This window comes from Rhodococcus sp. NPDC060084 (assembly GCF_042730335.1).
Classification (GTDB): Bacteria; Actinomycetota; Actinomycetes; order Mycobacteriales; family Mycobacteriaceae; genus Rhodococcus.
In genome coordinates, this window is sequence record NZ_JBHWWX010000002.1 from 101,581 (window position 1) to 127,233 (window position 25,653).

General features: G+C 68.5%; 24 protein-coding genes. 16 read left to right on the forward strand and 8 right to left on the reverse strand.

All coding sequences use genetic code 11. From position 1 onward, the window contains the following. Window positions 1-67 precede the first annotated feature (67 nt). A complete protein-coding gene (locus ACFWBU_RS01955) occupies window positions 68-904 on the reverse strand; it encodes a hypothetical protein (protein WP_169621717.1) in 837 nt (278 codons plus the stop codon). Window positions 905-1,255: 351 nt separating this feature from the next. On the opposite strand from ACFWBU_RS01955, the gene ACFWBU_RS01960 reads away from it, so the two are divergent. Next, complete coding sequence (locus tag ACFWBU_RS01960; protein ID WP_296551731.1) at window positions 1,256-2,566, forward strand: mannosyltransferase; 1,311 nt, start codon at window positions 1,256-1,258, stop codon at window positions 2,564-2,566. On the opposite strand, the gene ACFWBU_RS01965 is transcribed toward ACFWBU_RS01960, so the two are convergent. Further along, window positions 2,502-2,798: a 4a-hydroxytetrahydrobiopterin dehydratase gene (locus ACFWBU_RS01965; protein ID WP_169652596.1), complete on the reverse strand. Its 297-nt coding sequence runs from the start codon at window positions 2,796-2,798 to the stop codon at window positions 2,502-2,504. The two genes, ACFWBU_RS01960 and ACFWBU_RS01965, sit on opposite strands and share 65 nt — an antisense overlap. Window positions 2,799-2,823: 25 nt before the next feature. Here ACFWBU_RS01965 and ACFWBU_RS01970 point away from each other — a divergent pair, with 25 nt between their 5' ends. After that, a complete protein-coding gene (locus ACFWBU_RS01970; protein ID WP_169621620.1) occupies window positions 2,824-3,228 on the forward strand; it encodes a (deoxy)nucleoside triphosphate pyrophosphohydrolase in 405 nt (134 codons plus the stop codon). A gap of 2 nt (window positions 3,229-3,230) precedes the next feature. Here ACFWBU_RS01970 and ACFWBU_RS01975 read toward each other — a convergent pair whose 3' ends face one another. Next, window positions 3,231-3,410, reverse strand: coding sequence for a hypothetical protein (locus ACFWBU_RS01975; RefSeq protein WP_169621621.1), 180 nt, complete (start codon window positions 3,408-3,410; stop codon window positions 3,231-3,233). 354 nt (window positions 3,411-3,764) lie between these two features. Between ACFWBU_RS01975 and typA the strand changes: the two genes are divergently transcribed. The 5 genes from typA (at window position 3,765) to ACFWBU_RS02000 (ending at window position 9,325) form a co-directional block, all read left to right on the forward strand. Further along, window positions 3,765-5,663 carry a translational GTPase TypA gene (gene typA / locus ACFWBU_RS01980; protein ID WP_169652597.1) on the forward strand — a complete coding sequence of 633 codons (1,899 nt, stop codon included), beginning with the start codon at window positions 3,765-3,767 and terminating at the stop codon, window positions 5,661-5,663. Between the two features lie 79 nt (window positions 5,664-5,742). After that, a complete protein-coding gene (locus ACFWBU_RS01985; protein WP_169652687.1) occupies window positions 5,743-7,686 on the forward strand; it encodes an ABC transporter family substrate-binding protein in 1,944 nt (647 codons plus the stop codon). Continuing rightward, window positions 7,683-8,588: an N-acetyl-1-D-myo-inositol-2-amino-2-deoxy-alpha-D-glucopyranoside deacetylase gene (gene mshB / locus ACFWBU_RS01990; protein WP_169652598.1), complete on the forward strand. Its 906-nt coding sequence runs from the start codon at window positions 7,683-7,685 to the stop codon at window positions 8,586-8,588. Before ACFWBU_RS01985 ends, mshB begins: the two co-directional genes overlap by 4 nt. An 85-nt stretch (window positions 8,589-8,673) precedes the next feature. Beyond that, complete coding sequence (locus tag ACFWBU_RS01995) at window positions 8,674-8,832, forward strand: hypothetical protein (protein ID WP_169621624.1); 159 nt, start codon at window positions 8,674-8,676, stop codon at window positions 8,830-8,832. Window positions 8,833-8,884: 52 nt separating this feature from the next. Then, window positions 8,885-9,325 (forward strand): hypothetical protein, encoded by a 441-nt coding sequence (locus tag ACFWBU_RS02000; RefSeq protein ID WP_169621625.1) that lies wholly within the window; start codon window positions 8,885-8,887, stop codon window positions 9,323-9,325. Here ACFWBU_RS02000 and ACFWBU_RS02005 read toward each other — a convergent pair. From ACFWBU_RS02005 to ACFWBU_RS02015, 3 genes are all read right to left on the reverse strand, one after another. Continuing rightward, window positions 9,279-10,025, reverse strand: coding sequence for a uracil-DNA glycosylase (locus tag ACFWBU_RS02005; RefSeq protein WP_296551730.1), 747 nt, complete (start codon window positions 10,023-10,025; stop codon window positions 9,279-9,281). The two genes, ACFWBU_RS02000 and ACFWBU_RS02005, sit on opposite strands and share 47 nt — an antisense overlap. Beyond that, window positions 10,022-11,488 carry a PH domain-containing protein gene (locus ACFWBU_RS02010; RefSeq protein WP_378527367.1) on the reverse strand — a complete coding sequence of 489 codons (1,467 nt, stop codon included), beginning with the start codon at window positions 11,486-11,488 and terminating at the stop codon, window positions 10,022-10,024. The genes ACFWBU_RS02005 and ACFWBU_RS02010 overlap by 4 nt, the downstream gene beginning before the upstream one ends. A gap of 95 nt (window positions 11,489-11,583) precedes the next feature. After that, window positions 11,584-12,060, reverse strand: coding sequence for a PH domain-containing protein (locus tag ACFWBU_RS02015; RefSeq protein WP_169621626.1), 477 nt, complete (start codon window positions 12,058-12,060; stop codon window positions 11,584-11,586). A gap of 210 nt (window positions 12,061-12,270) precedes the next feature. Between ACFWBU_RS02015 and ACFWBU_RS02020 the strand changes: the two genes are divergently transcribed. From ACFWBU_RS02020 to ACFWBU_RS02055, 8 genes are all read left to right on the forward strand, one after another. Then, window positions 12,271-12,471 (forward strand): hypothetical protein, encoded by a 201-nt coding sequence (locus ACFWBU_RS02020; RefSeq protein WP_169621627.1) that lies wholly within the window; start codon window positions 12,271-12,273, stop codon window positions 12,469-12,471. Window positions 12,472-12,551: 80 nt separating this feature from the next. Then, window positions 12,552-15,107: a bifunctional FO biosynthesis protein CofGH gene (locus tag ACFWBU_RS02025; protein WP_378527368.1), complete on the forward strand. Its 2,556-nt coding sequence runs from the start codon at window positions 12,552-12,554 to the stop codon at window positions 15,105-15,107. Between the two features lie 183 nt (window positions 15,108-15,290). Next, a complete protein-coding gene (fdxA, locus tag ACFWBU_RS02030; protein ID WP_072699889.1) occupies window positions 15,291-15,614 on the forward strand; it encodes a ferredoxin in 324 nt (107 codons plus the stop codon). Window positions 15,615-15,647: 33 nt separating this feature from the next. Beyond that, window positions 15,648-16,757 carry a succinyldiaminopimelate transaminase gene (dapC, locus tag ACFWBU_RS02035; RefSeq protein WP_378527313.1) on the forward strand — a complete coding sequence of 370 codons (1,110 nt, stop codon included), beginning with the start codon at window positions 15,648-15,650 and terminating at the stop codon, window positions 16,755-16,757. A 60-nt stretch (window positions 16,758-16,817) separates the two neighbouring features. Further along, window positions 16,818-17,513, forward strand: coding sequence for a rhomboid family intramembrane serine protease (locus ACFWBU_RS02040; RefSeq protein ID WP_378527314.1), 696 nt, complete (start codon window positions 16,818-16,820; stop codon window positions 17,511-17,513). A gap of 43 nt (window positions 17,514-17,556) precedes the next feature. Continuing rightward, complete coding sequence (locus tag ACFWBU_RS02045; RefSeq protein WP_378527315.1) at window positions 17,557-18,999, forward strand: acyl-CoA synthetase; 1,443 nt, start codon at window positions 17,557-17,559, stop codon at window positions 18,997-18,999. A 208-nt stretch (window positions 19,000-19,207) separates the two neighbouring features. Continuing rightward, window positions 19,208-20,413, forward strand: coding sequence for a CdaR family transcriptional regulator (locus ACFWBU_RS02050; protein ID WP_296551727.1), 1,206 nt, complete (start codon window positions 19,208-19,210; stop codon window positions 20,411-20,413). Between the two features lie 155 nt (window positions 20,414-20,568). Then, window positions 20,569-22,134: a substrate-binding domain-containing protein gene (locus ACFWBU_RS02055; protein WP_378527316.1), complete on the forward strand. Its 1,566-nt coding sequence runs from the start codon at window positions 20,569-20,571 to the stop codon at window positions 22,132-22,134. On the opposite strand, the gene ACFWBU_RS02060 is transcribed toward ACFWBU_RS02055, so the two are convergent. Beyond that, window positions 22,103-23,437: an amino acid permease gene (locus tag ACFWBU_RS02060; protein WP_169652689.1), complete on the reverse strand. Its 1,335-nt coding sequence runs from the start codon at window positions 23,435-23,437 to the stop codon at window positions 22,103-22,105. The genes ACFWBU_RS02055 and ACFWBU_RS02060 overlap by 32 nt on opposite strands. Window positions 23,438-23,514: 77 nt before the next feature. Then, window positions 23,515-24,468, reverse strand: coding sequence for a 2,3,4,5-tetrahydropyridine-2,6-dicarboxylate N-succinyltransferase (gene dapD / locus ACFWBU_RS02065; RefSeq protein ID WP_169621631.1), 954 nt, complete (start codon window positions 24,466-24,468; stop codon window positions 23,515-23,517). 99 nt (window positions 24,469-24,567) lie between these two features. Between dapD and dapE the strand changes: the two genes are divergently transcribed. After that, window positions 24,568-25,644: a succinyl-diaminopimelate desuccinylase gene (dapE, locus tag ACFWBU_RS02070; RefSeq protein ID WP_378527317.1), complete on the forward strand. Its 1,077-nt coding sequence runs from the start codon at window positions 24,568-24,570 to the stop codon at window positions 25,642-25,644. The last annotated feature ends 9 nt before the right edge of the window (window positions 25,645-25,653 follow it).

Sequence of the window (25,653 nt, forward strand, 5' to 3'; positions counted from 1 at the left end):
GTACAGACACGCGAAGACCGCCGGGAAGAATCCCGGCGGCCTTCGGTTGTTCTGTTATCGGTGTCCGTCAGGGCACGGACACCAGGCCCAGGGTGGGGAGGAAGGTGCACGAACGCGGGTCCGCGCCTTCCTTCTGGGTGGTGATGCCACCCGAGACGACCGCTACGACCTGGCCGGCGCCGGTGTCGGCGATGGCGGTCAACGTTGCGGGACCGTCCGGGTTGATACGTGCCTCGTTGGTGAGCGGCTGGGTGCCGCTGCGGCCGTTGGAGACGTTGATCCAGCTCAGGGTCAGGTCCTGTTCGCCAGCGGTAGGCGCGGTGCCGAGCGCGGTGAAGACGAATCCGACCTGACCGGCGGCCGGGCCCGGGGGCGGCAGCTGAGCAGGACCGGCCACTGCGAGCGCGCTGCCCACGGAGTCCTGTCCGTCACCGATGCAATCCTGGCCGAGCGTGGGGTACAGGAACTGCGAGATCACGACCGTGCCCGGTGCCGGAATGTCGGGGCCACCACCGCCGCTGCCGTCCAGGAAGGTGATGACGCGCTGAAGGGTGCCCTTCAGGGACTCCGGAAGCTCGGAATTCGCGAGCAGTTCCTTCGCCTGTGCGAGCAGGTCGTTGCTGCCGTCCGCGACGTCGGCAACATCCGACGGCCCTGCCGCAGCTCCGACGATGGCGGGAGCGAGCGATGCGAGTGCTTCTACCTGCTCGGGGTTCGCCTGGATTTCGGGGATCAGACGTGTCAACGACTCGATGGACAGGTCGGCCGGGACCTCGAACTGCGGGAGTTCGACGAACTGGGTCAGGTCGGGCAGCGCCGGGGGCGCCGGTTGCGCGAAGGCGTGCGACGGCACCGCCAGTCCCGCAGTGGCGGCAAGTGCGCACGCTGTGAGCGCACGCCGCATTCCTCGAGTACGAAGCACTGTTCCCCATCCTTGTCGTTGAAGCACCTGGTAGGCCTGGAAGACCAGCCGGTACTGACGGCTCGAGGCGACACTCTATGGAGTCCCCTCCCGCAGGACAACCCACCGTGCCGAACCCGGGTTGGCGGTTGCCTTCGGGGGAGTGTAGCCACAGTTTGTTCCGAATGGCGGTACCCGGTAGACGGTAACGTGTTTCCTTTGTGACTGTTGTGAGTAGAGATGAGATTGTTACCAGAGTGAATCAGGGTTTCGGAGGGCTGGGTGTTCGCCGGTAGTCTCTAGAGCCGAAGGTCCGGACATCCGGGCCAGGGAACGACGGGAGGCTGCACCGCGGTGCCACGACGAGTTCCTTCGTATCCGGTGCGGTGGTGCGCGGCACTGCTGGTGGTGTCCGTCGCGGCACGACTCGCCTGGACGTTGTTCACGCCCAACGGGATGAACCTCGTCGACCTGCATGTGTATGTGGACGGCTCCGCCGCTCTCCTCGACGGCGACCTCTACAACTTCACCTACAGTCGCTACACCCCGGACTTCCCGCTGCCCTTCACGTATCCGCCGTTCGCAGCGCTGGTATTCCTCCCGCTGCACGTAGTGCCGTTCGCGGTGCTCGGCGTGGCGTGGCAACTGCTCACGGTCGCGGCCCTGTTCTTCGTTGTGCGTATCGCTTTCGAACTTGTGATCGGGCCCGAAGCGCGCACGCGGCGGTGGACCGGGGTCGCCCTCGCGTGGACGGCCGTCGGCATCTGGACCGAACCCCTGCGCACCACCCTCGACTACGGGCAGATCAACGTCTTCCTGGTCCTCGGCGTCATGGTCGCGGTGCGCAGTTCCCGGTGGTGGCTTTCCGGCGGCCTCGTAGGAATTCTCGCCGGAATCAAGCTGACGCCCGCCATCACGGGCCTCTACTTCCTTGCACGGCGTCGATGGCGGGAAGCCGTGTTCTCTGCCGTCGCGTTCGCGGTGACCGTCCTGGTCAGCGTGCTCACGCTCGGCGAGCAAGGACTGACCTACTTCACCACCCTGTTCGGCGACGCCGACCGGATCGGTCCGGTCGGATCGGTGTGGAACCAGTCGCTCCGCGGCGCGCTGAGCCGCATCGTGGGGGAGGACGTCGAGACCGGACCGCTGTGGCTCGTCGCTGTCGTCGTGTGCGCCGCACTCGCGTTCGCCGCGTGGCGTTCGCTCGGAAAGGACGATCTGCTCGGGACCCTGCTCGTGGTGCAACTCCTCGGTCTGCTGGTTTCGCCGATCTCGTGGGCCCATCACTGGGTGTGGGTCGTTCCGATGCTGATCTGGCTCCTGTACGGCCCGCTGGCCGGGCTCACCGGCACTCGTATCCTCGCCGCGTTCTGGGCCGTCGTGACGCTCGTCGGCGTGCCGTGGGTGCTCAGCAGTGCGCAGGACTCGATCTGGACGGTGGGGCGGCCCGCGCCCCTGGCGTGGCTGGGCACGGTCTACGTCGCCGGTGCGGTCCTCGTCTACGTCTGGATGATCGTGGGCGCGCGGAAGTTGCGGGCCTCGGAGACTGAGCACGCCGCGACGGTTACCGTCGCAGAAGAAGCCTCCGACGCCGCGACCCCTACAGACCGACCGTCTGAGCCAACTGATCGATCCGGCGCGCCATCTCCGCGTCCGATTCGGTGATCCCCCCCGAGGAGTGTGTGCACAGCGAATAGGTCACCTTCCGCCATCGGATGTCGATGTCGGGATGGTGGTCCGCCTCTTCGGCGGCCTCCGCGACCTTGTCGACCAGCGCGATCGCGTCGGGGAACGTCGGAGCCTCGATCGTTCGGATCAGGGACGCACCTGCTCGTCGCCAGTGCGGGAGTTCGGACAGTGCCGCGTCGATCTCGCCGTCCGTCAGTAACTGGGCCATGAACCATTCTGGGACGATGCACGGCATGACCGCAACGACACCGCCGACGGGACACGTCGTCGCCGGGGCTGTAGTCCGTGACGGGCGCGTACTCCTCGCTCAGCGGACCCGGCCGCCCGAACTCGCCGGCCAGTGGGAATTGCCCGGAGGGAAGGTCGAACCGGGGGAGAGTGCCGAGGAGGCGCTTCGCCGCGAACTGCGCGAAGAACTGGGTGTCGAGGTCCGCGGCGGAGAACGTTTCGGCGCCGAAGTTCACCTTCGCGGCGGTCTGGTGATGTGTGCGTACCGGGTGCACCTGCTCGACGGAGAACCCCGCGCGCTCGATCACGCCGCGGTGCGCTGGGTCGACGCCGGTGAACTCGACGACGTGGACCTCGTGGCAGCGGACCGGGTGTGGCTGCCGGACCTGCGGGCGCTGCTCGCCGGCTGAGTTCAGGCGGCGCGCGCCTTCTCCAGGTGCTTGCGGAGTTCTTTCTTGCTCAGGTCGTCGTTCGCGACCTTCTTCATGCGCATGATGACCACGGGGCACTTCACGCAGCGGGTCTTCTTGCGGCAGCACTTCTTCTTCGGCTTCAGGCCGGCGACCTTGCTCGGCTTGATCTTCTTGCCCATGAATCGTCCCGCCCTCGTCGCAGCATCCGGGTGTCAGGTTAGCGTGCCCTTACGGGAACGCAAGAGGCGGTTGTAGACCTCCTGGGAGGGCTGTAACGCTCGCATAACGGCGTCCTCGCGTGGTGAATCTCACGTTCCGGCGTCGTGACCTGGCATTACGGGGAGGGGCCGGAGCAGGCGCCCCCGGAAGAGCGGTAGGATGTTCGTGGCCGCAGTGCCTGCTCGGGCCGTCTCAGGCCGGGTGTGGGCGTATCGCAATCGCGTAGCGGCTTCGAACAATATGCGCCGTACGGGCGAGGTGCCGACCGGGTCCAGTGCCGTGTGGCCGCGGACAACAGCCAGGAGAGCCATCGCGTGAGCACCGCTGATTTTCGGAACGTCGCCATCGTGGCGCACGTCGACCATGGAAAGACCACCCTCGTCGACGCCATGCTGCGCCAGTCGGGCGCGTTCGCCGAACGTGCGGAACTCGTGGACCGGGTCATGGACTCCGGTGACCTCGAGCGTGAGAAGGGCATCACCATTCTCGCGAAGAACACCGCGGTGCACCGTCACCACCCCGACGGCAGCGTGACTGTCATCAACGTCATCGACACCCCCGGCCACGCCGACTTCGGTGGAGAGGTCGAGCGCGGCCTGTCCATGGTCGACGGCGTCGTGCTGCTCGTCGATTCCTCCGAGGGACCGCTGCCGCAGACCCGGTTCGTGCTGCGTAAGGCACTCGCCGCGTCGCTGCCGGTGATCCTCGTGGTCAACAAGACCGACCGTCCCGACGCCCGCATCGCCGAGGTCGTCGAGGAAAGCCAGACCCTGCTGCTCGACCTCGCGTCCGACCTCGACGACGAAGCCGCCCAGGCTGCCGAACTCGCGCTCGGACTTCCGGTGCTCTACGCATCGGGCCGTGAGGGCAAGGCGTCGCGGAAGCAGCCCGAGAACGGCCAAGCGCCCGACGCGGAGAACCTCGACGATCTGTTCGACGTCCTCATGGAGTACGTGCCGGCGCCGAAGGGCGACGTTGCGGCACCGCTGCAGGCACACGTCACCAACCTCGACGCGTCCGCGTTCCTCGGTCGTCTCGCGCTCGTCCGCATCCACAACGGTGAGCTCCGCAAGGGCCAGACCGTGAGCTGGATGCGCGAAGTCGACGGCGAGCCCGTCGTCACCCGCGCGAAGATCACCGAGTTGCTCGCGACCGTCGGTGTGGAGCGGCATCCCGCAGAGTCCGCCATCGCCGGTGACATCGTCGCCGTCGCAGGTTTCCCCGACATCATGATCGGCGACACCCTCGCGGACCTCGAGAACCCCGTGGCACTGCCCCGGATCACCGTCGATCAGCCCGCGATCTCGGTGACGATCGGTACCAACACGTCCCCGCTGGTCGGGCGCGTCAAGGGCCACAAGCTCACCGCTCGCATGGTCAAGTCCCGCCTCGACGCGGAACTGGTCGGCAACGTGTCGCTGAAGGTGCTCGACATCGGCCGTCCCGATGCCTGGGAGGTCCAGGGTCGTGGCGAGCTGGCGCTGGCCATCCTCGTGGAGCAGATGCGCCGCGAAGGCTTCGAGCTGACCGTCGGTAAGCCCCAGGTGGTTACCAAGCAGGTCGACGGCAAGCTGCACGAGCCCTTCGAAGAGCTCACCATCGACACCCCCGAGGAGTACCTCGGTGCCATCACGCAGTTGCTCGCCAACCGCAAGGGCAAGATGGTGCAGATGACCAACCACGGTGCGGGCTGGGTGCGGATGGAATTCCTCGTCCCGTCCCGCGGCCTGATCGGTTTCCGCACCGACTTCCTCACGGAAACGCGCGGCACCGGCATCGCCAACGCCGTGTTCCACGGCTACGCCCCGTGGGCCGGCGAGATTCGCGCACGCCATACCGGCTCGCTCGTCTCCGACCGGACCGGCACCGTCACGCCGTTCGCGATGATCCAGCTGGCCGACCGCGGCACGTTCTTCGTCGAGCCCGGTGCGGACACCTACGAGGGCATGGTCGTGGGCATCAACCCGCGTCAGGAAGACCTCGACATCAACGTCACCCGCGAGAAGAAGCTGACCAACATGCGTCAGTCTTCCGCCGACGTGATGGAGACGCTGGCCAAGCCCATCGAGCTGACCCTCGAGGCTGCTATGGAATTCTGTGCCGGCGACGAGTGCGTCGAGGTCACCCCCGAGATCGTGCGCGTGCGCAAGGTGCATCTCTCGGCGACCGACCGGCAGCGCGCGCGGTCGCGCGAGAAGGCCCGTAACAAGTAGTAAGGATGTGGCGGTCCCGGTGAGCAGTGTGCTGGCCGGGACCGCCACGTACCGTCTGGTCGACGGGAAGGAAGCCGGAGTGTTGCGTACGCGTGTCCGTCGCCGGTGGCGAGCCGGAGTCCCGGCGCTCCTCGCATCGGCGGTCCTGGTGCTGACGGCGTGTACCGCCGATCCGCCGCCGCCCATCGAACAGGCCGAGCCGACGACTCCTCCGGCTCCGACGCGACCCCGCAGCACCGTGGTCGTGGCGATCGACAGGGTCGATACCGGCTTCAATCCGCATCTGCTGTCCGACCAGTCGCCCGTCGCGAACGCCGTCGCGGGCCTGGTACTGCCCAGCGCGTTCCGGGCCGTGCCCGATCCGCAGAATCCGGCGGCGACGCTGTGGGTACCGGACGAGACCGTGCTGATCTCCGCCGAGGTCACCGAGCAGGATCCCTTCACCATCACGTACCAGGTGCGCGACGAGGCGCAGTGGTCCGACAGCGCCCCGATCGCGGCCGAGGACTTCCGGTACCTGTGGCAGCAGATGATCACGCAGCCGGGAGTCGTCGATCCCGCGGGCTATCGGCTCATCGACGACGTGCGTTCGTCGGGCGGAGGCAAGACTGTCACCGTCACGCTGCGCGAGCCGTATCCGGCCTGGCGCGAATTGTTCACCGACCTGCTGCCCGCACATCTCGTCAAGGACACCCCCGGCGGGTTCCTGAGCGGACTGTCCGAAACGATTCCGGTCTCGGGCGGCAGATTCCACGTCGACGCCGTCGACCGTGGCCGCGGCGAGGTGCTCCTCGAACGCAACGATCGGTTCTGGGGCACTCCCGCTGTGCCCGACGAGATCCTGATGCGCCGCGGGGGCACCGACTCCCAGTTCGCCGAGTCTCTGCGCAGCGGTGACGCTCAGGTGGCACAAGCGCGGGGCGGGGCGGCGTTGCTCGCCCAACTCGACGCGGTGCCCGGCGTCCGCACCGGCGTCCAGTTGCAGCCGCGCACGCTCGACTTCACCCTCAACACCCGTGCGGACGAACTTGCCGACCTGCGCGTGCGCCGGGGGATCCTCGGTCTGCTCGACCCGGAGCTACTCGCACTCGTCGGTGCGGGGACTCAGACCAGCGTCGTCCCGGCACGCGCCCAGGTGCTGGCGCCGTCCGATCCCGGATACGCGCCCACGATGCCGCCGCGACCCAGCAGGGAAGAGGCACTCGGTCTGCTCGCGGAAGCGGGATACATGCCCGTCGCTCCGGAACCCCTGCCCGAGGAACCGCCCGCCGACGCCGACGGTCCGTCTGCCGACCCGACGTCGTCACCTACCGGCGCACCGCCCGCCCCGGAAGCGGACGACACTCTCCTTCTCCGCAACGGCGAACCTCTGAACTTCGTGATCGGAGTGCCGGAAGACGCCGAGACCACCCTCGCGGTCGCGCGCACGGCGGCCGATGTCCTGCGCGACGCCGGTATCGCCGCGACCGTGACGGAGCTACCCCCGGACGAGTTGTACGGCGAGTCGCTGGTCGACGGCAGCGTGCATGCGGTCCTGGGATGGATGCGGGTGGGGGACGATCCCGCGACCGCAGCGCTGTCCCGGTTCGGGTGTCCGCCGGTGCTGCCCGTCGTCGAGGGCGCTGCCCGCGCCACCGATCCGCCGAAGGCAGAGGGCGGGGACTCCACGAACCCCGGTGACGAGGCCACGGAGGCCGCCCGCACTACCGGGTCGACCGGTGGAAGCTCGGACGACGAAGAAGACGAGATACGGGCAATGCTCGATGCGCCGAGCAACCTGTCCGGGGCGTGCGATCCCGAACTCGAGGAAAAATTGCTCGCTGCGGTGCGCGGCACCGCCGACCCCCGCGAGGTCATCACCGCCGCGCAGCCCGGCCTGTGGGCGCTCGCCGTGAACCTCCCGATCCTGCAGGATCGCACCGTGGTCGCGGCCGGGCCGGAGATCGACAACGTGTCGCTGGCCGGTTCGGTTCCCGCCGGCATCGTCGGAGACGCACATTTGTGGTGGAGGAGTACACCGTGACAACAGATTTCGTTCAGACGCCGAACGTTGCGGATCGTCGGCTGCTGCTGGTTCACGCCCATCCCGACGACGAATCGCTCACCACAGGCGGCGTCATCGCCCGCTACGCTGCAGAAGGCGCCGAGGTCACCGTCGTGACCTGCACGCTCGGCGAGGAAGGTGAGGTCATCGGGGACCGCTGGGCGCAATTGGCGGCCGATCAGGCCGACCAACTGGGCGGGTACCGCATCCTCGAACTCGGTCGCGCTCTTGCGGCGCTCGGGGTGGACGGCCCGCGTTTTCTCGGCGGTGCAGGCCATTGGCGAGACTCGGGAATGGCCGGGACACCCTCTGCCGAGAACCCGAGGGCGTGGGTGAACGCCGACGCCGACGAGGCGCTGGAGGCGCTCGTCGCGGTGATCCGGGAGACCCGCCCACATGTCGTCGTCACCTACGACCCGCGCGGTGGGTACGGGCATCCCGATCACATCGCGGTCCACGACCGCGTCACCGCTGCCGTCGAAGTGTCCGGCACCGAAGACTTTCCGGAGGCGGGTGCGCCCTGGACTCCCGCGAAGGTGTACTGGACCGTCACCGAACGCTCGGCTCTGGACGCGGGAATCGCCGCTTTGGACCACCTGCCCGAAGGCTGGCGCATGCCGGAAGCGGACGAGCTTCCGAGTGTGCCCGACGACCAGGTGACCACCGTCGTCGACGTCAGCGGTGTGCTCGACGCGAAACGTTCGGCGATGGCCGCCCATGCGACCCAGGTCGTCCTGGCTCCCGGTGGGGGCGCGTTCGCACTGTCGAACATGGTGGCGCAACCGGTGTTCGCCGAGGAGTACTTCGTGCTGGCCCGGGGGGAACGCGGTCGCGTCGACGACACCGGTCGTGAGGATGACCTGTTCGCCGGCATCGGCTAGTGTGACCTGGGTCATAGATACTGCGGTCCTGGCGCCGCGGTCATAGGTACTGCCGCGCGGGGGCGGCCTCACCGCAGGGGGTTCGATGTACAACTGGTCCGTGCAAAACCAGATCGTCGCGTTCGTGGACTCGCTGCGGCCCTACGCAGGCGAGATCCGCGCGGAGTACTACGACGCCCTCTACCACTTCGCCGATCAGCAGAGTGCCCTGCTGACGATGCTCGGCTACCCGCCCGTCCCGTGATCGCACAGGACCCGGTTGCGCCGCTCGTGGCCGTGTGGCGCACTATCGTGTCATGACGGTCGATCCCGCAACCGGGCTGTCCGGTGGTCCCGCGTCCGTATCCGAACCCGCACCGCGCAGGGGCGTAGTCGCCCTGCTCGTGATCAGCGGCGGGCTGTGCGCCGTACTGTCCGTGTTCTACCTGGGCCTCTATCTCGGCGGGGTGCCGTTCCCCATTGTCATCGTGCTGGCCGCCGTGCTGAATCTTCTCCTGGTGGCAGCGATGCGCACCGAGACGGGATCGCTGGGCCGCGCCGCGCTTCCGCTGGTGGCGTGGGGCGTCGTGTTCCTGCTGTGCCTGGCGGGCGGTCCCGGCGGCGACCAGGTGGTCGTCGCCGACTGGCGCATCCTGCTCCTGCCGGTCGCGGCCCTCGCGCCGGCGGGTGTGTACCTGTTCTCGGTTCGCATCAAGGAGATTTCACGGGCAGTCCGGCCGCCCGAGCAGCGTCCCTGAGCACCGTCGCCACCATGTCCTGCGTCAGCCGCCCGGTGAAGGTGTTCTGCTGGCTCACGTGATAGCACCCGAACAGGTGGAGGGGCTGCCGCGCGTCCGAGACCGGGTCCAGGACGACGTGCGCCCCGTGGGTGAACTTCGGCCGTGGCGTGGGCACCGTCCATCCCGCGGAGGCCAGTACCGGCAGCAGCGACTGCCACCCGAACCCGCCCAGTACGACCACCGACCGCAGGGTCGGTGACAGCAGATCGAGTTCTTGTTCGAGCCAGCGGCGGCACGTGTCCCGTTCGAGGACCGTCGGTTTGTTCGCCGGCGGAGCACAGTGCACCGGTGAGGTGATGCGCGTTCCGAACAGTTCGAGACCGTCGCCGCGGTGCGTCGCGACCGGCTGCGACGCCAAACCCGCCTCGTACAGCGCCGCGTACAGCACGTCACCCGAACGATCGCCCGTGAACATCCGCCCGGTGCGGTTTCCTCCGTGCGCCGCAGGCGCGAGCCCGACGATCAGCAGGGACGCGTCGTCCGGCCCGAAGCCGGGCACCGGCCGTCCCCAGTACTCCTCGTCGCGGAAGGCGGCACGCTTCTCCCGCGCGACCTGCTCGCGCCATGCCACCAGCCGCGGGCACGCCCGGCACTCGACGAGTTCGGCGTCCATCTGTTCGAGGTTGTCCGGTTCCGGGCCGGGCAGCGGGCCCCTCATCGCCGCGTCCAGGAGTCGGCGCAGCCGGGGGTGACCGCCTCGACCAGCGACCATGCGAGTTCCTCGGGAATGTCGATCACCTCGTAGTGTCCTGCCCCGGCCGGCGTCGCGGCGACGACCGTGGCCACGCCTGCCCGGCGCTGGAAGAAAGATTGCCGCACCGTCCAGCCGATGATCCCCTCGGCGTCCAGGCTCACGCGTTGCCGGTCCACCGATCCGCTCCGCGTCACGAGACGACCGGGCACGACGGCGTGGCCGAGTCCGCGATAACGGTCCCATGCGAGTGCGCATGCCCCCGCGAGGAGTCCTACGGCTACCGCGACCGTTGCCGGAAGCGGTAACGAGCGCCCGGTCACCGCCAGAGCGCCGATCACGGCGGCGGCGACAAGACCCGCAGGGACGAGTGCGCGCGTGTAACGACGGCGACGCGCCGCGGGACCGTGGGCGAGCAGCGGCACGTGTACGGGGAGTGGATCGGTGAGCACCTGTGCGGCGACGCGGTGCACGTCGCGTTCCGGCGCCGACGGCAGTACCAGCGACGATTCGCCGCTTTCCGCGGCCACGCCCGTCATGATCGCGTCGAGACGCGCGCCGCCGGCGAGCCGGAGAGCGAGCGGCTCACGCAGGTTGACGCCGCGCAAGCGCTCGCGATCGAGGGTCGAATGACGGACCTTCACGAGGCCGTGGCCGATGCGCAGCATGCGCCCGTCGTCGGTCACCCGCAGGTTTCCGTAGAGCAACACGTAACGCACGCAGGCGCCGATACTCGCGATCAGCAGCACGACCAGCGTGAGGACCACGACCGAGACCGCCACACCGGCAGCCTCGAATGCCGCGACACCGCGTTCGACGCTGCGGGGCTCGGCGAGACGCTCGCCCAGCCCGTACTGGAAGGCGATGCCCACCACGGCAGCGATACCGATCAGGCCGGTCGCGGAGAAAGGGGCGTACCGAACCCAGCGCGGATCGAACCGGGCGATCTCGATTTCGGGCGACGTTTCCGCCGAAGGTGCCGTCGCCGCTGCGTCGGCATCGCCGGAGTCGGTGCGCGCCGACCTGTCGCCGAGCAGGGCGTCGCGCAACGCCGGAACGGAGTCGGCGGCGAGTCCGTTGAGTTCGAACCGGTTGCGGTCGCGGCCGGCGCCGGCGGACTGGCCGGTCCCGATCTTCACGACGGCGAGACCGAGAAGCCGGTGCAGGACCCGTTGCTCGACGTCGACCGACCTGATCCGGCTCCGCGGGATCGACAGTTCCTGTCGCTGGAGCAGCCCGCGCCGGAGTTCGACGTGGACAGGTCCCACGCGGTACGTCGTCGTGAACCACCGGGACAAGCCGATCACCACGAGCACCGCGGCGGCTGCGAGTCCCCAGTACGGGTTGCCGCTGCTGCTGCCGAGCACGACCGTGCCGACCAGCACGGGCAGCAGGCGCAGGATCTCTTCGACCGGGTGGACGAGCAGCATGCGCGGGTCGAGCCTCGACCACGATGCGGGCTCGTCGGTCCGGTCGGGCGCGGACACCGCGGCGACCCGGTCCTGGTCGGGGTGCGGATCGGTGGTCACGTCGCGTCGACCCCGTCGCGGCCGGCGATGTCGGTCAGTCGCGCGACTGTCTCGTCCGCGACGGCCACGTCGAGTGCGGTGATCTCGACGGCACCTGCGGACGACGCGGTGGTGACGGTGACGGTGGCCAGGCCGAGCCGGCGGTCGATGGGGCCGCGCTCGGTGTCGACCGTCTGGATGCGCGAGATGGGCGCGATGCGCCGTTCCTGGGTGAACCATCCGGATCGCGTGTACACAGCTGTATCGCTGATCTCCCAGCGGTGGACGCGGTACCGCCACTGCGGCACCACCGCGATGTGCAGTCCGCCGACGACGACGGTCGCCGCGGCGGCGGCGACATGCCAGAGCGTGAGACGGGGATCGACGACCCACCACACGATCTGCGCGACGACGACCGGCACCCACAGCAGAGCGGCGTTGATCGACCACAACAAGCGTGCTTTGTCGCTCGGGCGCCACGCCGGGTCGGCCATTCGAACCTGTGACACCGGCGCCTCGGCCCGCGGCGGCGTCTGTTCCACCGGAGGTTCCGAACGCACCTCGGCATCGCTGTTCACTATGGCCCTCCCATACTCGCCGGGGCCTGTGACGGCGGCCCGACATCCGTGTCGGCATCCAGGCTAGGCTGATGCCGGAACTCGAGCCCGGCCCGTCCGGGCCGGAATCGCACAAGGAGGATCGCCATGACCGAATCGTCGGACGCTCTCGACATCGACATCCCTCAGGGTGACGATTCCGAAGCCGATCGCATCGATCAGGCTATTCCTGTGGGTGAGGAACCCGCAGACGTGCCGCCCTCCGATGTGCCCCTCGAAGCCGACCCCGTCGACACCTACGAACAGCACCGCGAAGTGCCGTCGGACGACGACTACCCGCGGGAATAGACCCCGAGGTGGCATGGGCGCCGGGTGAGGCGGATGATCGGCCAATGACCGATTCCGCAGACGACACCGCGCAGTCCGCGATGCTCCCGACGCCCGCCGTGCGTCCCGGGGCGGTACCGCCGCCGGCGCCTTCCGCGATGCGTCGGGCGTTGCGCCGGGCGCGCGACGGCGTCACGCTCAACGTCGACGAATCCGCAGTTCTGTTGCAGGCACGCGGATCCGATCTCGAGGACCTGTGTGCCTCCGCGGCCCGGGTGCGTGATGCGGGTCTGCTCGCCGCCGGACGGCCCGGTACCGTCACCTACTCCCGCAAGGTTTTCGTGCCGATCACCCGGCTGTGCCGGGATCGCTGCCACTACTGCACATTCGTGACGGTGCCGGGAAAACTCCGCGCCGAAGGCCGCGGAATGTACCTCGAACCCGACGAGATCCTCGAGATCGCGCGCCAGGGCGCCGAGTTGGGCTGTAAAGAAGCCTTGTTCACGCTCGGGGACCGGCCCGAGGAGCGCTGGCCCGAGGCTGCGCAGTGGCTCGAAGAGCGCGGCTACGACTCGACGCTGGACTATGTGCGCGCAATGTCGATCCGGGTTCTCGAGGAGACCGGCCTGCTGCCGCATCTCAACCCCGGCGTCATGAGCTGGGCCGAGATGTCGAGGCTCAAGCCGGTCGCGCCGTCGATGGGCATGATGCTCGAAACCACCTCGGAGCGACTGTTCACCGACAAGGGACAGTGCCACTACGGCAGCCCCGACAAGGATCCCGCGGTGCGCTTGCGCGTGCTCACCGACGCCGGGCGTCTGTCGGTGCCGTTCACCACGGGAATTCTCGTGGGTATCGGTGAGACCGTCGCCGAGCGTGCCGACTCGATCCACGCGATCCGGAAGACGCACAAAGCATTCGGCCATATCCAGGAAGTGATCGTCCAGAACTTCCGCGCCAAGGACGACACCGTGATGCGCGACGCGGACGACGCCGATCTCGGCGAGTTCCTCGCGGCGGTCGCGGTGTCGCGGCTGGTCCTCGGACCGGGCATGCGTATCCAGGCGCCGCCCAACCTCGTCTCGGTCGACGAGTGCCGCGCTCTTCTCGGCGCCGGAGTCGACGATTGGGGCGGAGTCTCGCCGCTGACCCCGGATCACGTCAATCCCGAACGGCCGTGGCCGAACCTCGACACGCTCGCCGCGGTGAGCGCCGACGCGGGTTACGTCCTCACCGAGCGGATCGCAGCCCAGCCCCAGTACGTCCTGGCGGGGCAGCCGTGGATCGATCCCCGGATCACCACGCACGTGCGCGCCCTGGCCGACCCGGAGACCGGACTGGCCCGCGACGTGCTGCCGACCGGCCTGCCGTGGCAGGAACCCGACATCGACTGGGAGTCGTCCGGCCGGGTGGACCTCAACTCCGAGATCGACGTGAGCGGACGCAACACCGAGTACCGCTCCGACCTGGGCAGTGCGTTCGGCGACTGGGAAACCGTGCGCGAACAGGTGCTCGCCCTCGGTGAGTCGGCTCCGGTCCGGCTCGACAGCGACGTGCTGGCCGCACTTCGCTCGGCCGAGCGCGATCCCGCGGGATGTTCGGACGACGAGTACGTCGCGCTCGCCAACGCGGACGGAGCCGGTCTCGAAGCACTGGTCGCGCTCGCCGACCAGTTGCGCCGCGACACCGTCGGCGACGACGTCACCTACGTGATCAACCGGAACATCAACTTCACCAACATCTGTTACACCGGTTGCCGCTTCTGTGCGTTCGCGCAGCGCAAGGGCGACGCGGACGCGTTCACGCTGTCGGCCCAGGAAGTCGCGGACCGCGCCTGGGAGGCGCATGTCGCCGGCGCCACCGAGGTCTGCATGCAGGGCGGTATCGACCCGGAGTTGCCGGTGACCGGGTACGCCGACCTGGTACGGGCGGTCAAAGCACGTGTTCCGTCCATGCACGTGCACGCGTTCTCGCCGATGGAGATCGTCAACGGCGTGGCACGCAGTGGTACGTCGATCCGCGACTGGCTGATCGATCTGCGCGAGGCCGGACTCGACACCATTCCGGGAACAGCCGCCGAGATCCTCGACGACGAGGTCCGGTGGGTGCTGACGAAGGGCAAACTGCCGGCCGCCGAGTGGGTGGAAGTCGTCACGACCGCGCACGAAGTGGGTCTGCGTTCGAGTTCGACGATGATGTACGGGCACGTCGACCAGCCGCACCACTGGGTCGGGCATCTGAACGTGCTTCGCGGCATCCAGGACCGCACGGGCGGGTTCACCGAGTTCGTGTTGCTGCCCTTCGTCCATCAGTCGTCGCCGCTGTATCTGGCCGGTGCGTCGCGCCCTGGTCCGACGATGCGCGACAACCGGGCCGCGCATGCTCTGGCCCGCGTGATGCTGCACGGCCGGATCGACAACATCCAGACCAGCTGGGTCAAGCTCGGTGTCGCCGGAACGCGCGCGATGCTCGAAGGCGGCGCCAACGATTTGGGCGGCACGCTGATGGAAGAGACGATCTCCCGGATGGCGGGTTCACAGCACGGCTCCGAGAAGACCGTCGCAGAACTCGTCGCGATCGCAGAGGGCATCGGACGGCCCGCACGCCAGCGCACCACCGCATATGCACCCCGCGAGGCGGACGCGACCGTTCGGTAACCTGTCGGCGTCCGACGCGACGGTTGCCGGCCCCGGGGTCAGGGCACCCTAATGCAGAGGAGTGCCCGGACAACGGGGGATACTGGACCGAGTGGTGAGTGGGCCACGAACGATGGCTCGCGCAGACCGGCGGAGCGCCGGGGCAGCGGGTCGGCGGGCAGACAGAGAGGCAGGGAAACAGCAGTGACGTACACGATTGCGGAACCGTGTGTGGATGTGTTGGACAAGGCATGTATCGAGGAATGCCCCGTCGACTGCATCTACGAGGGTGGACGCATGTTGTACATCCACCCCGACGAGTGTGTGGACTGTGGAGCCTGCGAGCCGGTCTGTCCCGTCGAGGCCATCTTCTACGAGGACGATGTTCCCGACGAGTGGTCCGACTACGTGAAGGCCAACGTCGACTTCTTCGACGACCTCGGATCGCCCGGTGGAGCCGCGAAGCTCGGCAAGGTCGCCTACGACCCGCCGTTCATCAAGAACCTCCCTCCCATGGGCGAGGAGTAGGTGTCGCTCGATGTACGAACGGGCGGTGCTCCTGTGAAAGCACGCACGCGCCGATCGGTAGCCGGAAACCTCCCCGACTTCCCGTGGGATTCGCTGTCCGAGGCGAAGGCCAAGGCCGCTGCGCACCCCGACGGGATCGTGAACCTGTCCGTGGGTACGCCCGTGGACCCGGTCGCTCCCGTCATCCGTGACGCACTCGCATCGGTCGCCGCGGAACCGGGATATCCCATCACCCACGGGACCGAGGAACTGCGTGTCGCGGCTGTGGGCGCGCTCGCCCGCCGCTACGGCATCACGGGGCTCGACCCCGCGGCGGTGCTGCCGGCCATCGGCACCAAGGAAATGATCGCGTGGCTACCCACGCTGCTCGGGCTCGGTGCCGACGACCTGGTGGTCATCCCCGAACTGGCGTACCCGACGTACGAGGTGAGCGGGTTGCTCGCCGGGGTGCGGCTCATCCGCGCCGACGGACTCAACCGTCTCGGGCCCGAGGGCGCGGCGCTGGTGTTCGTCAACTCCCCGTCGAACCCCACCGGCAAGGTGCTCGGCCTCGACCACCTGCGCAAGGTCGTCGACTGGGCGCGCAGCCGTGACGCGATCGTCGTCTCCGACGAGTGCTACCTCGGCCTCACCTGGGAGGGTGAAGCCCTGTCGATCCTGCACCCGAGCGTGTGCGACGGTGACCACACGAACCTGCTCGCGGTGCATTCGCTGTCGAAGACCTCGAATCTGGCGAGCTATCGGGCCGGGTTCGTGACCGGCGACGCGGACCTCGTCGCCGACCTGCTCGAGGTGCGCAAGCACGCGGGCATGATGCTGCCGCTGCCCATCCAGGCGGCCATGACCGTGGCATTGAACGACGACGAGCACGAGAACGTCCAGCGCGAGAAGTACCGGGCACGCCGCGAGATCCTGCTGGCCGCTGTGCGCGGCGCCGGCTTCACCGTGGACCACTCGGAGGCCGGACTGTATCTGTGGGCGACGCGCGGTGAAGAGTGCCGCGCGACCGTCGACTGGTTCGCCGAGCGGGGCATTCTGGTGGCTCCCGGCGAGTTCTACGGCCCCGGCGGCGTCCAGCACGTACGGATCGCGCTCACCGCGACGGACGATGCGATCGAAGCGGCAGCGCGGCGACTGCGCTGAGCGCTCCGGTCCGGTGGCGTCGTGGCCGTGTGGCCACGCCCGGGCCGGTAGATTGGCCGCGTGAGTGCATCCGGCGATGATCCATGGCTGTGGGCGTTCTACGCTGCCGTCGTAGCGCTCACCGCCCTCGTCGCGATGCCCGATCCTCGCTCGTCCCGCGCGGCGGCGCGCGCGTGGTGGTGGCCCCCGCCGATGGCCGCCGTCGTGCTGTGGGGCGTGGTTGCGGTGGCGTCGGTGACGAGGCTGATCGTGCCGTCCCTGGTCGAGTTGTTCCGGCGTGAACCGGTCCGCACGCGCGACGGGGGACAGTGGTGGCGCGTGCTGACCGCGGGGCTCGTCGAGGACGGCGGTGTCGTCGTGACCGCCGCGAACCTTGTCCTGCTCGCGGTGGTCGCCATCGCAGCAGTGCGGATATGGGGCTGGTACCGCGCGGCTGCGCTCTTCGTCGTCGGACAGATCCTGTGGGGGCTGTTCACGACCTTCGTTTCTCCGTCGGTGGGTGCCGGCACCTCCGGCGCCACACTGGCCCTCGCCGCGTCGATCGCGGGGCTCTGGCCGGTGGTCGGGGCGCGGCGGCGATTGCTGCTGGCCTCCTCGGCCACATTTCTTCTCGGGGTGGTGCTCGTGGCGTTCGACGATGCCCACGGTGTCGCCGTGCTGATCGGGATGCTGCTCGGCGCCGTGCTCGGAACCGTGCTGCCGCCCCGGCGTCCGGCGGTGCTCAACTCGGGGTCGCTCGGCGGCGTCGCGTCGTGACGAGAGTGCCGGTGCCGCAGGGAGGTATGGAATCCTGTCGCGTGTGTCTGCACTCCTCCGTTCGCTGAGTCCACTGGCCGTCGCTCGCGGCGACGACATTCCCGACGCCGTCCGCATCGACGGCCACACCCTCTCCCGGAGCGACGTCCTCGGTGCCGGAACCGCGCTCGCGGCGAGGGTCGCGCGGGCCGAGCGGGTCGCGGTGCTCGCGCACCCCACCGCGACGACCGTGGTCGCGATCGTCGGCTGCCTTCTCGCGGGGGTGACGGTCGTGCCGGTTCCGCCGGACTCGGGACCGGCGGAACTGTCGCACATTCTGAAGGATTCCGGCGCTCAGGCGTGGGTCGGCGCCGCTCCGGACACCCAGCACCCCGAGGTGCCGCAACTCCCGGTGCTCCCCGTGCGACTCCACGCCCGCGACTGGCACCACGTGCCCGAACCGTCGCCGCGTCGCACCGCGTTCGTGCTCTACACCTCGGGTACCACGGGTGCGCCGAAGGGCGTCCTGCTCAGCCGCGGCGCGATCGCCGCCGGAATCGATGCGCTCGCCGAGGCATGGGACTGGACGGACCGCGACACACTGGTGCACGGCCTGCCGTTGTTTCACGTCCACGGTCTCGTGCTCGGGTTGCTCGGCCCGCTGCGGATCGGTAGCCGCCTGATCCACACGGGTACTCCCACCCCGGAGGCGTACGCACGCGCACGCGGCACCCTGTACTTCGGTGTTCCGACGGTGTGGTCGCGCATCGTGCAGGACGAGGAGTCGGCCCGCGCGCTGAGCGGTGCCCGCCTGCTCGTCTCCGGAAGTGCCCCGTTGCCGGTTCCGGTGTTCGAGAAACTTCGGGAGCTGACGGGCCTGACGCCCATCGAGCGGTACGGCATGAGCGAGACGATGCTCACCCTGAGTACCCGGGTGGACGGTGAGCGCCGTCCCGGCTGGGTCGGGACGCCGGTCGCGGGCGTGCAGACGCGACTGCGGGACGAGCACGGTGCCGACGTGCCGCACGACGGCGAGAGCATCGGCGTCCTGCAGGTGCGTGGGCCGATGCTGTTCGACGGCTACCTGAACCGGCCCGACGCGACGGCCGCCTCCTGGACCCAGGACGGGTGGTTCGTCACAGGCGACGTGGCGGTCGTCGACGGCGCCGGTTTCCACCGGATCGTGGGCCGCGAGTCGACGGATCTGATCAAATCCGGCGGTTTCCGGGTGGGCGCCGGAGAAATCGAGACGGTGCTTCTCGGCCATCCGTCGGTGGGGGAGGTGGCCGTGGTGGGCCTGCCCGACGCCGACCTGGGGCAGCGCATCGTGGCGTTCGTCGTCCCCGCGCCCTCGGGCCCGGAGGTGGACGAAGACACATTGATAAGCTATGTTGCAGAACAACTTTCGGTTCACAAGCGCCCGCGCGAGGTGCGTGTCGTGGACGCGCTGCCCCGTAACGCGATGGGAAAGGTGCAGAAGAAGCAACTGGCGTCCGACGCCCCGTGACCGCCGGTCGTACAGCGTTTCGTGCGACTCCGGATCATAGAAAAGACGCCCCAGGGGTTGCGCATGCCGCGGTACGAGGCGGATTCTCTACTGCACGGTATATAGGTTTGTTACTTCGATGGGGGTTCGAGGGATGTCTGTAACGGATCAGATCCGTATAGCGGAGCACGGCCGGGGTGGCGGTCGTCAAAGCGAGGTTCCCAGATTCGTGGTCGACGGGAAGCCTGCGTCGGTACCGCTGCGAGATCTGCCCGCCGTCGCGCGCAAGCTCGTGGCGCACTTCGCGGACAATGTCGCGCCGTGTTCGCTGCGCCCTGGCGAGTCGCTGCGAGGCGACGTCACCGAGGTCACCGTCCGCTGTCTTCGTATCGCGATCCATCTGCTCGACGCCGGAGAGTTGCCGTCGGACTCGGATCTTGCCGACCTGCGCAGCAGCGCCGCGCAATGGGCACGCGCCGGGTTCCGTCTCGAATACATGCTGCGCATCTACCACGAGGGCATCCGCCTGGGCTGGGAACTCGTCACCGAGAAGGCACGCGAGGGTGACGTCGCCGCGGTCGCCGACGCGTCACGGTTGTGGATGGCGCTCCTCGAAAAGGTCACGGTAGCCGCGACCACCGGGTTCGTCGCGGAACTCGACGCCATTCGGCGTGAACGCGATGTCGCGGCCCAGGAATTGGTGACCGCGCTGCTCAGCGGACAGGACGCGGCATCGGTCGCGCAACGCTCGGGTCTCGAGCTTGCCGACGGCTACACGGTTCTTGCAGTCTCGCTTGCGCGGCACCCCGACGAACGCAATCCCCACGTCCGGCCGGAGGTGGTGGCGCGCCGCACCCTGCGCCGCGTCGAGATCGAACTCGAAACGCTGTGCGAAGGCAAGCATCTGGCGTTGCTCGGCCCGGAGGGCGGCACCGTCCTGCTGCCCGGTTCGTCGGCTACCGCACTCATCGACGAGTTCCGGGAGCGGATCGGCACCGTCGCGGGGGTGGAGGTGACCGTCGCGCTCGTCCACGCGGAGGTTCCGGAGATCCCGTCGGCCGCGAAACAGTCGCACGAACTCCTCGATCTGGTGCGCCGCCTGGGCCGGCCGGCGGGGGCCTACAGCATCGCGGACCTCGCCCTCGAGTATCAGCTCACCCGGCCCGGCCCGGCGCGTAAGCATCTCGCCCGCGTGCTCGAACCGCTCGACGACGCCGCAGAACTCGTCGAGACCCTCGAGACGCACATCGCGCACGATCTCAGCCGGCAGCTCACGGCGCGCACGCTGCATGTGCACGCCAACACCGTCGACTATCGCCTCAAGCGGGTCGCGCAGCTCACCGGCTTCGATCCCACCCGGCCGTCGGGCCTGCGGCAGTTGCAGGCCGCTCTGATCGCCCGCAGGCTCGAAGGGCTGTATCCCGAAGCGAGCTGACCTCACCGTCTCGTTACGCATCGGAAGTTCACCCGATACCATGTGGCCTAGTTCACACGGGTCGGGGTGGACGGCCGATCGTGGCGGGAGGGGAACACGTGACGGACGAACCCGGCGCGACGTCGCGGCGTCGGAGAAATTCCGATCGTGCGCGAATGGTTATGGTGGGGATCGTGGTGGCGGCACTGGCCGTCGCGGCGCTGTCGTTCGTGTCGGGGCAATGGGGGATCGGATGCTCCACGACGGACGAGTACGCGCTTGCGGTGGCGCCTGCGCTGGCTCCCGCGGTCGGTGAGGCGCTCGCTCGTGCCGACACCGGATGCGCGGCCTTCGAGATCACCGCGGAGGAACCCGGCGACGTCGCGAGCAGGCTGGGAACCGGGGCCGGCGCGCCCGACCTGTGGATCCCCGAAGGGGGATGGTGGGCGCGACGGGCCCAGGACAACGCTGCCGGTTCGGTGCGAACGATCTCGTTTCCGCTCGCGACGTCGCCGCTGGTTCTCGCGGGTGCCCCGGACGCCGTGCCGGTAGCCCCCAACTGGCGGTCGGCACTCGGTCTCGCCGGCCTCGACCTCGGCAACCCCCTGCGCACGGGTACGGCAGCAGGCGTGATCCGGGCTGCCCTCGCCGAAACCGCCGACAACCCGGTCGCCGTGGGTACCGTGCGCTCGGCGCTCGCCGTGCACGCTCAGCGTGAGGGTGCACGCCGAGAGGAACCGCCGACCGGTCAGGCGGCACTCGAGCGCATCGAGGGCGACGACGTCATCGTGACCACCGAGCAGCAGGTGCAGGTGCACCGCCGGACCCGTGAGCGGGACCTCGACGTGTGGATACCGGAGAACGGCACCGTGATGGTCGACTATCCGATCGTGGTGACCGCACCCGACCCGGACCGCAACGCACGTGCGGCGCGCACCGGCGCGGCGCTCGCCGACGCGCTGCACGCGGCGGATGCGCGCGCGATCCTGTCGCGCGAAGGCTTCCGTGACGGAGTAGGACACGCACTGCCCGATATCCGCGGACTGGGAACCGTCCCGGTGCTCGAGCTTCAGGACGACGCGATCATGAGCGAGGCGATGCGAACCTGGACTCTGCTCGCGCTGCCGGTGCGCACCCTGATCGTGGTGGACGTCTCGGAGTCGATGCGGCGGCCGGTGGACGGCACCACCCCGCTCGAACTCGTGGCGCAGGCCGCGCGGGCCGCCGACGACGTGTTCCCTGACAGCGTGTCTGCCGGACTGTGGATGTTCGCCAGCGACATCGGCGTCCCGGGACGCGACTACGTGGAGATCGCGCCCGTTCGCCGCTTCGACACGATGATCGGAAGCGAGACCCAGCGCGAGATCGTGACCTCGCTCGACAAGTGGGTTCCCGACTCCACCGGCACCGGTACGGCGCTCTACGACACCGTGCTCGAGGCCTTCCGTACGGCTCAGGCCGGATACGACCCGAGAGCCGTCAACAGCGTGATCGTGGTGACGGACGGAGGGAACGATGATCCGGGCGGGATCGGGAAGGACGAACTTCTCGCCGCTCTGGGCCGACTCCGCGACCCCGCCCGGCCCGTACCGGTGCTGACCGTCGGAGTGACCGACACCGCCGACGGAGACGTTCTCGCCGAGATCGCGACGGCAACCGGGGGCTCGAGCTACCTGGCGGGCGACCCCAGCGAACTGGCCCAGATCCTCGTCAGTGCCTTGGCAGACCGAAGTCGTCGCTGACCCGTGCGTCCTGCCTGCGATGCCACAGGAAACCGAGTGCGGTGATGAACAGGAACAGGACGAACGTCGACGCGAGCTGAACGCGAGCGTTGCTGTCGGACAGCATCAGGGCGATGAAGCCGATCAGCATCGCCAGGGTGAACCAGCTCAGGTAGGGGAAGGCCCACATGCGCAGCCGCAGCGTTCCCTCTTCCTCGAACCGTCGCCGCAAACGCAGGTGCGCGACCACGATGAAGATCCAGATGGCCAGCAGCGCCGACCCGACAGCGTTGAGCAGGATCTCCAGCAGGGTGTCGGGCAGCAACCAGTTGAGCAGCACGCTCACGAAGCCGAAGAACACCGAGAGCAGAACAGCGTTGCGCGGAACACCACGGTGGGTGAGCTTGCCGAGGAATGCCGGTCCGTCGCCGCCACGGGCCAGCGAGTACGCCATCCGCGAGGTGCCGTACACGTTGGCGTTGAACGCCGAGAGCAGTGCGACCACCACGACGAGTTCCATGAGCCCGGATGCGTAGGGCAGGCCCGCGACGTCCAGCACCGCGATGAACGGAGACGTTTCGCCGCTCGCCGTGGTCCAGGGCAGGACCAGCACCATGATGGAGATCGCGCCGAGGTAGAACAGCGTGATCCGCCAGACCACCGTGCGCACGGCCACCGCGATGGACCGCTCGGGATCCTTGGACTCGGCCGCGGCGATGGTCACGATCTCGATGCCACCGAACGCGAAGGCGACCGCGAGCAGGCCGGCCGCGATTCCCGCCATGCCGTTGGGTGCGAATCCGTCGCCGTCGCCCAGCAGATGCTCGGTCCCCACCGGTTCGGTCCCCGGGAGCAGCCCGAACACCAGCAGGACGCCGATGATCAGGAAGCCGATGATGACAGCGACCTTGAGCGCGGCGAACCAGAATTCGAATTCACCGAAATTCGCGACCTGGGCGAGGTTGATGACCGCGAAGAAGCTCACGAACACCAGCGCGACCGTCCATTGCGGCACCCCCGGCAACCAGGACTGCACGATCGCCGACGCACCGGTGATCTCCACGCCGAGCACCATGATCAGCATGAACCAGTAGAGCCAGCCCATCGAGAAGCCGGCCCAGCGGCCGATACCGATGCGGGCGTAGTGGGAGAACGATCCGCTGACGGGCAGAGCAGCGCCCATCTCGCCGAGCATCCGCATCACGAAGATGACCATGATGCCGGCGAGAATGTAGGAGACGAGCACGGCCGGGCCGGCCGCTTGGATACCGACGCCGGACCCGAGGAACAGTCCGGCACCGATCGCTGAGCCGAGTCCCATCATCGTCAGATGCCGGACTTTCAGTCCGCTCCCGAGGTCCTCGGGATCGTCCGTTTGTGGAACTTGGCTCACTATCTTCCTCAGTCGTTGGCGTGCAGTGCGGCGTTCAGTTCGACGCCGGTGCCCTTGTTGGGCACGACCTCGACGGCACCGCTCACAGAGTTGCGGCGGAGCAGCAGGTTCGACGCTCCGCTCAGGTCCTTGGCCTTGACGACCGTGCCGTCCGGGCCCGTCACCTTGGTGCCGGCGGTGACGTACAGGCCGGCCTCGACGATGCAGTCGTCGCCGAGCGAGATGCCCACACCGGCATTCGCGCCGAGCAGGCAACGCTTGCCGACGGAGATGACTTCCTTGCCGCCACCGGACAGCGTGCCCATGATCGACGCGCCGCCACCGACATCGGAACCGTCGTCGACGACGACTCCCGCGGAGATCCGGCCCTCGACCATCGAGTTTCCGAGAGTGCCGGCGTTGAAGTTCACGAAGCCCTCGTGCATCACGGTGGTGCCGGAGGCGAGATGGGCGCCCAGTCGCACGCGGTCGGCGTCGGCGATGCGGACTCCCGTCGGCACGACGTAGTCGACCATGCGCGGGAACTTGTCGACACCGAAGACGGTGACGGGTCCGCGGATGCGCAGACGCGATCGGACGGTCTCGAAGTTCTCGACCGCGCACGGGCCGTAGTTGGTCCACACGACGTTGGCGAGCAACCCGAAGATGCCGTCCAGGCTCTGTCCGTGCGGCTTGACCAGGCGGTGGGAGAGCAGGTGCAGACGCAGGTACACGTCGTGCGTGTCGACCGGCGGCGCGGACAGATCTGCGATCGTGGTGCGCACCACGACCTGGTTCACGTCCCGCGCCTCGTCGGCGCCGGCAACGAGCGCCAAGTCGGACGGGATGTCGGTGCCCTCGAGCCGCACCGTTCCCGTTTCGGCGTATTCGCCCAGCGTGGGCGCCGGATACCAGGTGTCGAGAACGGTCCCGTCGGCCGCAATGTTCGCGATGCCTACTGCTGCTGCTCCGTGTGCACTCACGGTCGAGAATCGTACTTGAGCCCAGGATCGGGCCGATCAGGCCCTGGGAAAACCCGACGCGGCCCGCGCGGGAGACACCGTGCTCCGTATCGTTCACATATGGCCGTACCGCACCTGGACCTGCATGCCGATCCGATCGAACTGACCGCCGCCCTCGTCGATATTCCGAGCGTGTCGCAGGACGAGACGCTCATCGCCGATGCGGTCGAGAAGGCGCTGCGCGAGCAGACCGACGGGTTCGAGGTCGTGCGCAGCGGCAACTGCGTGCTCGCCCGTACCCACCGCGGGCTCGGGAGCCGGGTGATGCTGGCCGGGCACCTCGACACCGTGCCCATCGCCGACAACGTGCCCTCCCGGCTCGACGGTGGCGTGTTGTGGGGCTGCGGCACCTCGGACATGAAGGCCGGCGACGCGGTGTTCTTGCATCTGGCGGCCACGATCGCCGACCCGGCGCACGACCTGACCCTGGTCATGTACGACTGCGAGGAGATCGCGGCGACCTACAACGGCCTCGGACGGATCGAGCGTGACCTGCGCGACTGGCTGGACGCGGACGTCGCGATTCTCGGCGAACCGACGGGCGGCGAGATCGAAGCCGGGTGCCAGGGCACGTTGCGGGTGCGGATCACGGCCGACGGTGTCCGCGCGCATTCCGCGAGGTCGTGGCTGGGGGAGAACGCGATCCACAAGCTCGCTCCGGTGCTCGAGCGGCTTGCACGCTACGAGGCGCGCTCGGTCGATATCGACGGGTGCGTGTACCGCGAGGGACTGTCGGCCGTGCGTATCGGCGGTGGCGTTGCGGGCAACGTGGTTCCCGACGCGGCCGAACTCGATGTGAACTTCCGATTCGCGCCCGACCGCAGTCCCGGCGATGCGCTCGCCCACGTCGAGGAGGTCTTCGCCGGCCTCCCGATCACGATGGAAACGACCGACATGTCGCCCGGCGCGCTTCCGGGCCTGTCCCACCCGGCTGCGGCGGCCCTCGTCGACGCTGCCGGTGGCAAGTTCCGGGCGAAGTACGGCTGGACGGATGTGGCGCGCTTCGCGGCGCTGGGGATACCGGCGGTGAACTACGGTCCGGGCGACCCGAATCTCGCTCACAAGCGCGACGAGCACGTCGAGGTTCAGCGCATCACCGACGTCACCACCGTTCTGCGCGACTACCTGACGCGATAGCGTTGCCGT